This is a genomic window from Micromonospora maritima, assembly GCF_902825405.1.
GTDB classification, from domain to species: domain Bacteria; phylum Actinomycetota; class Actinomycetes; order Mycobacteriales; family Micromonosporaceae; genus Micromonospora; species Micromonospora maritima.
Window position 1 is genome coordinate 1 of the sequence record NZ_CADEAU010000215.1, and the last position, 8,865, is coordinate 8,865.

Here is an 8,865-nt window from a genome sequence, read left to right on the forward strand (position 1 = left end):
CGCCGCGCCCGGCGCGGGGGCGGTCATCGCCGCGCGGGCGGCGCGGACCTTGGGCAGGGGCAGCCGCAGCGCCCACCGCTTGAGCCGGGGCAGCGCCGAGGTCAGGTCGACCGCGACGACGGTACGCACGGCGCCCCGTCCCGCCACCAGCGGCGCGACCTTGTCCCAGACGACCGCCACCCGGGCGCCGTGGTCGGTGAGTTGCCGGTCCAGCTCGTCGGCGGTGTAGAGCGGGTTGTGCTCGACGACCACCGCGCCCAGGCGCAGCACCGCGTAGAACGCGACCACGTGCTGCGGGCAGTTCGGCAGCACCAGGGCGACCCGGTCGCCGGGGCCGACGCCGAGCCGGCGCAGCGCATCGGCGGCGCGGGCGACCTGGTCGGCCAGCTCGGTGAAGGTGGTGGTGGCGCCGTAGAAGTCCAGCGCCACCCGCGGCCCGAAGCGCCGGGCGGCGTCGGTGAGCAGGTCGACGAGCGAGCCGTCCGGCTCCGGAACCTCGGCCGGCACCCCCGGTGCGTAGCTGCGGGTCCAGGGTCGCTGGGCGGTCGTGTCCATCGCCGTCTCTCCTCGCTGCGCGGATGACCGGCCCAGCCTAACTTAACCAGCCGGTAACCTACGCTCACGTAGGTTGCCGGGTTTGTCACACCGCCTCAGCGGCGGCTCGCCGAGTGGTGACTCACCACCCGCCGGGTCTTCACGATCGCGAAGACGATCACCGCGGCGAGCGCGATCACGCCGATGACGACGAGCCAACGGACCGCTTCCAGCAGCAGCCCGAGCAGGATGAGCACACCGGCGACCACGCCGACCACCCAGAGCAACGCGCGCATGTTCCAGCCTCCCGTCGTACGGTGGGCCGCGCGCTTTCCCGCTGCGCGGGCGGCCATGCCGCCCCGCCCGGAATCACCGCCGGGCGACGTAGACGGTGTTCGCCGCCTCCCGGCCCTGCAACGGGTTGGGGAAGCGGACGACGTGCGCCACCGAGGTCGGGAACACCTCGGTCAGCGTGCGCTGGAACGCCGGGTCGGGCGGGTCGTTCGACCAGAGCGCGAAGACGCCCTCCGGGTGCAGCAGCGCCGCCAGCCGACGCAGCCCCTCGACCGTGTAGAACGGCGCGTGGCTGGGATGCAGCACCTGCCGGGGGGAGTGGTCCACGTCCAGCAGCACGGCGTGGAAACGCCGCCCGGGCTCGTCCGGGTCGAGGCCGCCGTCGGCGACCGCGGCGAAGAAGTCCGCCCGGACGAACCGGGTACGCGGGTCCGCCGCCAGACCGGCGGCGAACGGCAGCAGGTCCCGGCGGTGCCAGTCGATCACGTCCTCGATCGCCTCGACCACGAGCATCGAGCGCACCCGCGGGTCCTCCAGCGCGGTACGCGCGGTGTAGCCGAGGCCGAGCCCGCCGACCACCACGTCGAGCGCCTCGCCGGTGAGCGGGGCCAGCCCCAGCCGGGCCAACTCGATCTCGGCGACCGGGAACGCGCTGGACATGAGGTACTCGTCGTCGAGCTTGACCTCGTACACCTCGGCGTCGAGCGCCGGATCGCGGCGCCGGCGCAGACTGATCGCCCCGATCGGCGTCTCCCGCCAGGCCAGTTCCTCGAAGCGCGCGCCCACCCGGTGTCCTCTCCGCCGTTCCGTCACCGGATGCTACCGGCCGATCGGGGGCCGGCCCCGGAGAACGACCGCTCCCGGCGCCTCAGTCGACGGGACGCGTCGCCACCACCACGGTGTCCAGCGCGTCCACGCTGCCGCCGTCGCTGGTCGGCACCGGCCGGCGGGCCGTCTCGGCGCGCTGGATGCGCAACCCGGCCAGCCCGTCGACCACCGCCTCCGGGGTGAGCAGCACGTTCGCGTCCTGCGGGCCACCGGTGCCGCCGGAGAGGTTGGCCAGGTCGTGGCCGACCACCACGAGCGTGCCGCCGGGGCGCAGCGCCGAACGCGCCGCGCCGAGCACGCCCGCGAACTCGGCGGCGGGCAGGTGCAGGTAGCTGATCAGCACCAGGTCGTAGCTGTTCGGCACCGGCCGGTACGCGGTCACGTCGGCGACCCGCCAGTCGACCGCGACCCCTCGCGCGGCGGCCAGCTCACGCCCGCGGTCGACGGCCACGGCCGAGAAGTCCACCGCGTTGACCCGCCAGCCCTGACCGGCCAGCCAGACCGCGTTGCGCCCCTCGCCGGCGGCGACGTCCAGCGCCGCGCCGGGTGTCAGGCCGGCGACCGACTCGACCACGAACCGGTTGGGCTCAGCGCTCCACACCAGTCCGGACGCGTTGGCGTATCGGTCGTCCCAGGCGCTGCTGTCCACTGTGTCCCCTCCTTCGGCGGCCCCACACCGCCACGCCGACGGTACCGGCCACGGCAAGCGCTCCTACCGTGAGTCCCCACACCGGGGGGAGCTGCTGCGCGAGGACGAAGACGCCCATCACCACGACGAACCAGCCGAACGAGGTGCGCAGCACGTCGGCCGGGATCCGGCCGGCGAGCCGGCCACCGAGAAGGCTGCCGACGATCGCGGCGGCGGTGACGGCGGCGGCCAGGCCCCAGTCGATCTGCACGCTGGACAGGTAGCCGGCCAGGCCGGCGAACGACTTCATCGCGATGACCACGAGCGACGTGCCGACCGCGACCGGCATCGGCAGGCCGCCGAGCAACGCCAGGGCGGGCACCACCAGGAAGCCACCGCCGGCGCCGACCAGGCCGGTGACCAGGCCGACCACCACGCCGTCGAGGATCACCCGCAGCACCGGCAGCTCGTGCGGCGTCGGCCGTCCCTCGGCCGAGCGCCGACCGCGGATCATCGCCGCCGCGGTGGCGAGCATCATCAGCGCGAACACGGTGAGCAGGACGTTCGCCGGGACGAATGCGGCCAGCCGACCACCGGCGTACGCGCCGGTCATGCCGGCCAGGCCGAAGATCAGCCCGGTACGCCAGCGCACCCGGTGGGCGCGGGCGTGCGGCAGCACGCCGACGGCGCTGGTGGCCCCCACGACGAGCAGCGAGGTGGCGATGGCCTCCTTGGCGGGCAGGCCGGCGACGTAGACCAGCAGCGGCACGGCGAGGATCGACCCGCCACCGCCGAGCAGGCCCAGCGTCACGCCGATCAGCACCGCGCCGGCCAGCGTCAGGACGAGAGTCGTCACCTGCGGCTCCCGTCTCGCAACTGCCCCACGATCGTGTCCAGGTCGCAGCTCGCACCGCGGTTGTACGGCAGCTTGCCCAGCAGCATGCCCATGGCGCAGGTGTTGGTGAGCGCGGCGAACGTGAGGCCCGCGCCGATGAACGCGGCGACCCACTTCAGGCCGGGCACGAACACCGAACCGACGACGGCGGCGAGCACGATCGAGCCGGCGACGAGGCGTACCTGGCGCTCCAGGTCCCAGCGCGGCCGGCCCTGGACGACCGGGGCGTTGGTGGCCTGCCAGGCCAGCATGCCGCCGTCGAGCACCCTGACGTTGGGCAGGCCGACGGTGCCGAGCGCCTGACCGGCGTCGACTACTTCTCCACCCTGTCCTACCTGCCCGGCATCGCGGCGGTCGCGGCCGGCGCGCTCAGCCCGCTGGCCACCCTGCTCATCGTGGCGCTGACGCTGCTCGGGATGCTGCCGATGTACCGCCGGGTGGCCCGGGAGAGCCCGCACGGGCAGGGGTCGGTGGCCATGCTGGAGCGGCTGCTGCCGTTCTGGCGTGGCAAGGTCTTCGTGCTGGTGCTGCTCGGCTTCGTCGCCACCTCGTGGATCATCACGATCACGCTCTCCGCCGCCGACGCCAGCGTGCACCTGCTGGAGAACCCGGTCCTGCCGGCGTCGTTCCCGCACGGCGCCACGGCCGCGGTGGCGGTGACCGTGGTGCTGCTGCTGGTGCTGGGCGGCGTGTTCCTGCTCGGCTTCAGCGAGGCCGTGCAGGTGGCCATCCCGCTCGTGGCGGTCTTCCTCGCGCTCAACGCGGTGGTGGTGGTCGTGGGGGTGGTCGAGATCGCCGCCGACCCCGGGCTGCTCGGCGACTGGACCGACCGGCTCACCCGGGTCGGTGGCGCGGGCGACGTGCTGACCACAAGCGTGCTCGCCTTCCCGCTGCTGGTGCTGGGCCTGTCCGGTTTCGAGACCGGGGTGAGCATGATGCCGCTGGTCCAGGGCGACGGAGACGACCCGGAGCATCGCCTGGCCGCCCGGATCCGCAACACCCGGCGGCTGCTCACCGCCGCCGCGCTGATCATGTCGGTCTACCTGGTCGCCACCACGTTCGTCACCACGGTGCTGATCCCGCCGGCGGCATTCGAGCCCGGTGGCGCGGCCAACGGTCGGGCGCTGGCCTTCCTCGCCCACGACCACCTCGGCGAGGCGTTCGGCACCGTCTACGACATCAGCAGCGTGCTCATCCTCTGGTTCGCCGGCGCCTCGGCGATGGCCGGGCTGATCAACATCGTGCCGCGCTACCTGCCCTCGTACGGCATGGCGCCGGAGTGGGGGCGCGCGGTCCGCCCGGTGGTGCTGGTCTACACCGCGATCAGCATCGCCATCACGGTCGCCTTCCGGGCCGACGTCAACGCCCAGGCCGGCGCGTACGCCACGGGCATCCTGGCGATGATGGTCTCCGGCGCCATCGCGGTGACCATCGCGGCGCTGCGCGCCCGGCACCGGGCCGCCGCGACCGGGTTCGCGGTGCTCACCGCCGTGCTTCTGTACGCGCTGGTCGAGAACGTGGTGGAGAAGCCCGACGGCATCACCATCTCCGGGTTCTTCATCGCCGGCATCGTCGCGGTCTCGCTGATCTCCCGGGTCACCCGGACCACCGAGCTGCGCGCCGAGCGGATCGAGTTCGACGGCGCGGCCCGCCGGTTCGTCGACGAGTCCGTCGCCCGGGACGGGCGGCTGCACCTGATCGCGAACAAACGGCAGAGCGGATCGGTCAAGGAGTACCGGGTCAAGGAGCGGGCGCAGCGCTCCATGAACCCGGTGCCGGGCGCCGCCGACGTGCTCTTCCTGGAGATCGACGTGAGCGACCCGTCCCAGTTCAGCCAGGTGCTCCAGGTGCACGGGGTGGAGGTCGGCGGCTACCGCATCCTGCGGGCGAGCAGCCCGGCCGCGCCGAACGCGATCGCCGCCGTCCTGCTCGCGCTGCGCGACGCCACCGGGGTCCGCCCGCACTGTCACTTCGAGTGGTCCGAGGGCAACCCCATCGCGCACCTGCTGCGCTACCTGATCCTGGGCCGCGGCGACACCCCGCCGGTGGTCCGGGAGATCATCCGCAAGTCCGAGCCGGACCCGACCCGCCGCCCCGGCATCCACGTCGGCGGCTGAGACACGGTGCAAGGAAGAAGGAAGGGCCCCTTATTAACAGACGTCTGTTAATAAGGGGCCCTTCCCAACCAGCTAGCCGAGCGCGCGGACCCGGGCGAGCAGGTCGCCCGCGCAGAAGTCGAGGAAGCCGTCCGGGTCCGGCCCGGCGTTCTGCAGCACGATGTGGTCGTAGCCCGCCTCGACGTACGTGCGCGCCTTCTCCACGTGCGGCTCCGCGGCCGGGCCGACGGAGAACTGCTGCCGGATGTGGTGGTCCTCGACCCAGGCGGTGGCCGCGTCGAAGTTCACCGGGTTGGGCAGCTCGCTCATCACCTTCCACCCGGTGACCGCCCAGCGGCTGGTCTCCTTCGCCGCGCGTACCGCCTGCTCCTCGTCGGTGGCCCAGGCCATCGGCACCTCGGCGTAGCGCGGACCCTGACCGCCGGCCTCCCGGTAGTGCCCGACGATGGACGCCTTCGGCTCGGTGGCGAACAGGCCGGTGCCCAGTTCGGCGGCGAGCGTCGCGGAGGCCCGGCCGCTGGCCGCGACGGCGATCACCGGTGCCTGCTCGGGCAGGTCCCACACCCGGGCGTCCTCCAGTTGGAGGTGCCGGCCCTCGTAGGACTGATAGCCGCCCTGCCAGAGCAGCCGGATGATCTCCAGTGCCTCGCGCAGTCGCTCGTGCCGCCCCCGGACGCTCGGGAAGCCCTGCCCGACCACGTGCTCGTTCAGCCGCTCGCCGGCGCCCACCCCGAGCGTGAACCGTCCGTCGGAGATCAGCGCCAGGGTCGCCGCCGCCTGCGCGACGATCGCCGGGTGGTACCGGACCGAGGGGCAGGTGACCCCGGTGGCCAGGCCGAGTGTGCTGGTGCGGGCGGCGATCGCGCCCAGCGCGCTCCAGGTGAAACAGGAGTGTCCCTGCACCTCCAGCCACGGGTGGTAGTGGTCGCTCATCTCGACGAAGTCGAAGCCGGCCTCCTCCGCGCGGACCGCCTGCCGGATGAGCTCCTGCGGCCCGAACGCCTCCGAGGCGAGCTTGTAGCCGATCTTCATGCCGGGTTTCTCCGTCCCGTCGTCAGCGGACCGCTGCCGTTCCCGTCTGCTCCGATGGCAAACCCTCAGGAACCCAGCCTCCTAGGACGCCCTACGAGGGGTGGCGTGCCCGACTCCGGGCACGGAACGGCCCGCGCTCGCCAGGCGGGCGCGGGCCGGGGGAGTACGGGGTGCGGCGGCCTACTTGGACGGCTCCGGAAGCTTGCAGTCGATCTTCGGGTTGGCGCCGATGTAGTTCAGCGGGCCGGCCACGATGGTGACCAGGATCGTGCCCGCCTCCGCGCAGTTGGTGTCGTCGTTGCCGTAGTAGCCGCGCTGCCCGGCGGCGATCGCGCCGATGATGAGCCAGATGACGACCAGGACGCCGACTATCGAGGTGCCGCGCATCAGTTGCCTCCACTGGGGTTGTGGTGGATTCGAGGTGGAGGGCTTGTACCCCGCGCGGGTGATCCGCCAAACGGAACACCGGTGCCGGCACGGCCGATTCCGATAACCGGCGCGGTGGGTCAGTGCGGTGGCGCCGGTTCCTCGGGCGGACGGCCACGGCTGCGCCGGTGGTCGGCGACGGCCACCCCGGCCAGCACCAGCATCGCCCCCACGGAGGCGTAGAGCGGGGCGAGGAACAGCGCCGGTGGCGCGATGCAGAGCAGCGCCAGGACCCCGCCGGGGCGCGACAGCGACACCCGGCTGAACACCTCGTACTCGAAGGCGGCCCGGCCGGTCAGGAACAGCGCCGGACCGCCGAGGATGATCGCCAGCCAGGCCGGCGGGGTGTGCCCGGTCGGCTCCAGCAGCACCAGGTCGAAGCCCGCGGCGCTGGTCACCACCCCGGCCACCATCAGCAGATGCGTGTACGGCGCCGTGTTCAGGAACCGGTTCGGCTGGCTCGACCGGGCGATGGCCTTGGGCAGCAGCTCACCGGCCTTGTGCACGTAGATGCGCCAGAGCAGCAAGGTGGTGGCGAACGCGGTGGAGAAGGCGAGGAGGTTCTCCACCTCGGAGTGGTGCAGGCTGAACACGGTGCCGGAGACCAGCACGGCGTCGCCCAGCGCGATGATGAAGAACTGCTGGTAGCGCTCGGAGAGGTGCTCGGCGGTCACGTTGCGCTGGGCGTCCGGCACCGAGCCCAGGCCGGGCACCGGGTAGGCCAGCCGGAAACCGAGGTAGTCGATGGCCAGCGCCAGCGCCCAGAACCACAGCCGGGCGGCGCCGTGCGCCGCCACCGCGCCGATCAGCCAGGGCACCGCCGACACGGCGAACCAGATGAAGATGCGGGTGGCGCGGCGCCGGGTCTGCGGGTGGCGGCGGACCGTCGGCATGAGGAACAGGCCGCGTCCGAGATGGATCGCCACGTACGTGCCGGCGAAGACCAGGCCCCGAGCGCCGAACGCCTCCGGGATCGCGGTGGTCATCAGCAACGCGCCGAACATCACCGCCACGATGAGCAGCTTGATCTCGCCGCGCTGCGGGTCGTAGAGGTCGGTGACCAGCGTGGTGATCGCCCAGGTCCACCAGATCGCCATCAGGATGACAAGCGAATGGGCCGCCCGCTCCCAGCTGACCTCGCCCACCAGGTTGCGCGAGATCAGGGCCAGCGCGACCACGTAGACGAGGTCGAAGAACAGCTCCAGCAGGGTCACCCGGCGCGGCGCCTCCGGATCGCGGACCGGCGGCCGCCGGCCGGCGGGCTCCGGTGTTCCGGTGGGCACGAGCGGCTCCCGCGGGCGTCGGCGCGACGGGCCGTCCTGGCCCCTCACCGACCGTAGCGACGCCCGTCCCCTTCCGGCCGGCTTTCCGCCATTCCGGGAGGTGCCGGTCCGTCCCGCCAGGCCGGCAGGGTGGCTGCGGTGTGGCCACCAGTGCGGGGAGGTGGTGCAGCGGCGCGCCAGTTCGGGGTGGCAGTGGGGTCGGCGGTGGCCGGATGCCACCGCTTCGGGGAGGTGGCGGTCTCGATGGTCGTCGGATAGCGCCAGCTCGGGGAGGTGGCGGTCGGTCACGCCGGCCGGGGTGGTCGGCAGGGGTACGGGGGAAAGACGCCGGGCCGGTGGCGACCATCGGTCACCACCGGCCCGGACGGGTACGCGTCACTCGGCGGCGGGCAGCACCTGCTCGGCCTCGGCTCGGGCACCGGCGAGCACCTTCGCCTGCTGCGGCCAGGTGGCCAGCCCGGGCGCGGCGCGCAGTCCGGCGGCCTTCACGGTCTCCCGCAGCGCCGCCTCGTCCAGCTCGGCGAGCTGACGGTAGGTGCGGATACCGGCGTCCTGCAGGGCGGCGGCCAGCTTCGGCCCGATGCCCTGGATGCGGCGGAAGTCGTCCGGCGTCCCACCGTCCGACACGGCCGGCAGGTCGTCTTCGACCGAGGCGCGCGGCGCCGGCACCACCACCGGCGTGGTGTCCGATCCGGCCGGTACGGCCACCGGCTCCGCGGCGGTCACGGTGGCGGGTTCCGGTTCGGCGCCGACCGGCGCGGCGTCGACGTGCGCCGCGCCCACGGGCGACGTCGTGTCGGCGTCGGTGGGCTCGGGTTCGGCGGCGAC

The 8,865-nt window shown here is 73.2% G+C and carries 10 protein-coding genes and 1 pseudogene; 1 reads left to right on the plus strand and 10 read right to left on the minus strand.

The genetic code is table 11. The features are described 5' to 3' along the window. The 6 genes and pseudogenes from HUW36_RS18935 to HUW36_RS18960 all read right to left on the minus strand — a co-directional run. Positions 1-555: AMP-binding protein (locus tag HUW36_RS18935; RefSeq protein WP_174529394.1), on the minus strand; the 555-nt coding region annotated here is incomplete at its 3' end. Positions 556-650: 95 nt separating this feature from the next. After that, a complete protein-coding gene (locus tag HUW36_RS18940) occupies positions 651-830 on the minus strand; it encodes a hypothetical protein (protein ID WP_174529395.1) in 180 nt (59 codons plus the stop codon). A gap of 73 nt (positions 831-903) precedes the next feature. Next, positions 904-1,614, minus strand: coding sequence for a polyamine aminopropyltransferase (locus HUW36_RS18945; protein ID WP_174529396.1), 711 nt, complete (start codon positions 1,612-1,614; stop codon positions 904-906). A gap of 82 nt (positions 1,615-1,696) precedes the next feature. Continuing rightward, the gene (locus HUW36_RS18950) at positions 1,697-2,305 is read right to left on the minus strand and encodes a class I SAM-dependent methyltransferase (protein ID WP_174529397.1); all 609 of its coding nucleotides are present in this window, start codon (positions 2,303-2,305) and stop codon (positions 1,697-1,699) included. Further along, positions 2,244-3,140, minus strand: coding sequence for a sulfite exporter TauE/SafE family protein (locus HUW36_RS18955; protein WP_174529398.1), 897 nt, complete (start codon positions 3,138-3,140; stop codon positions 2,244-2,246). Before HUW36_RS18955 ends, HUW36_RS18950 begins: the two co-directional genes overlap by 62 nt. Further along, positions 3,137-3,475 (minus strand): annotated as a pseudogene (locus HUW36_RS18960) (YgaP family membrane protein); the annotation flags it as partial. The pseudogene HUW36_RS18960 and the gene HUW36_RS18955, both read right to left, overlap by 4 nt. A gap of 99 nt (positions 3,476-3,574) precedes the next feature. Between HUW36_RS18960 and HUW36_RS18965 the strand changes: the two are divergent. Beyond that, positions 3,575-5,296, plus strand: a complete 1,722-nt coding sequence (locus HUW36_RS18965) for an amino acid transporter (protein WP_246248221.1) — start codon at positions 3,575-3,577, stop codon at positions 5,294-5,296. Between the two features lie 72 nt (positions 5,297-5,368). Here the strand turns inward: HUW36_RS18965 and HUW36_RS18970 are convergent, their stop codons facing one another. The 4 genes from HUW36_RS18970 to HUW36_RS18985 form a co-directional block, all read right to left on the minus strand. Then, on the minus strand, positions 5,369-6,328 hold the full coding sequence (locus HUW36_RS18970) for a TIGR03557 family F420-dependent LLM class oxidoreductase (RefSeq protein ID WP_174529399.1): 960 nt from the start codon (positions 6,326-6,328) through the stop codon (positions 5,369-5,371). A 180-nt stretch (positions 6,329-6,508) separates the two neighbouring features. Further along, positions 6,509-6,715 carry a hypothetical protein gene (locus HUW36_RS18975; RefSeq protein WP_091574126.1) on the minus strand — a complete coding sequence of 69 codons (207 nt, stop codon included), beginning with the start codon at positions 6,713-6,715 and terminating at the stop codon, positions 6,509-6,511. A 119-nt stretch (positions 6,716-6,834) separates the two neighbouring features. After that, entirely contained in the window at positions 6,835-8,037 is a 1,203-nt protein-coding gene (locus HUW36_RS18980) for a low temperature requirement protein A (protein ID WP_174529400.1), read from the minus strand. Between the two features lie 375 nt (positions 8,038-8,412). Next, positions 8,413-8,865: helix-hairpin-helix domain-containing protein (locus HUW36_RS18985; protein ID WP_246248222.1), on the minus strand; the 453-nt coding region annotated here is incomplete at its 5' end.

What these genes read in the sequence shown, in the direction of transcription:
- HUW36_RS18940 (WP_174529395.1), bottom strand. Translation starts at nt 830, where the DNA reads ATGCGCGCGTTGCTCTGGGTGGTCGGCGTGGTCGCCGGTGTGCTCATC.
- HUW36_RS18970 (WP_174529399.1), bottom strand. Translation starts at nt 6,328, where the DNA reads ATGAAGATCGGCTACAAGCTCGCCTCGGAGGCGTTCGGGCCGCAGGAG.
- HUW36_RS18975 (WP_091574126.1), bottom strand. Translation starts at nt 6,715, where the DNA reads ATGCGCGGCACCTCGATAGTCGGCGTCCTGGTCGTCATCTGGCTCATC.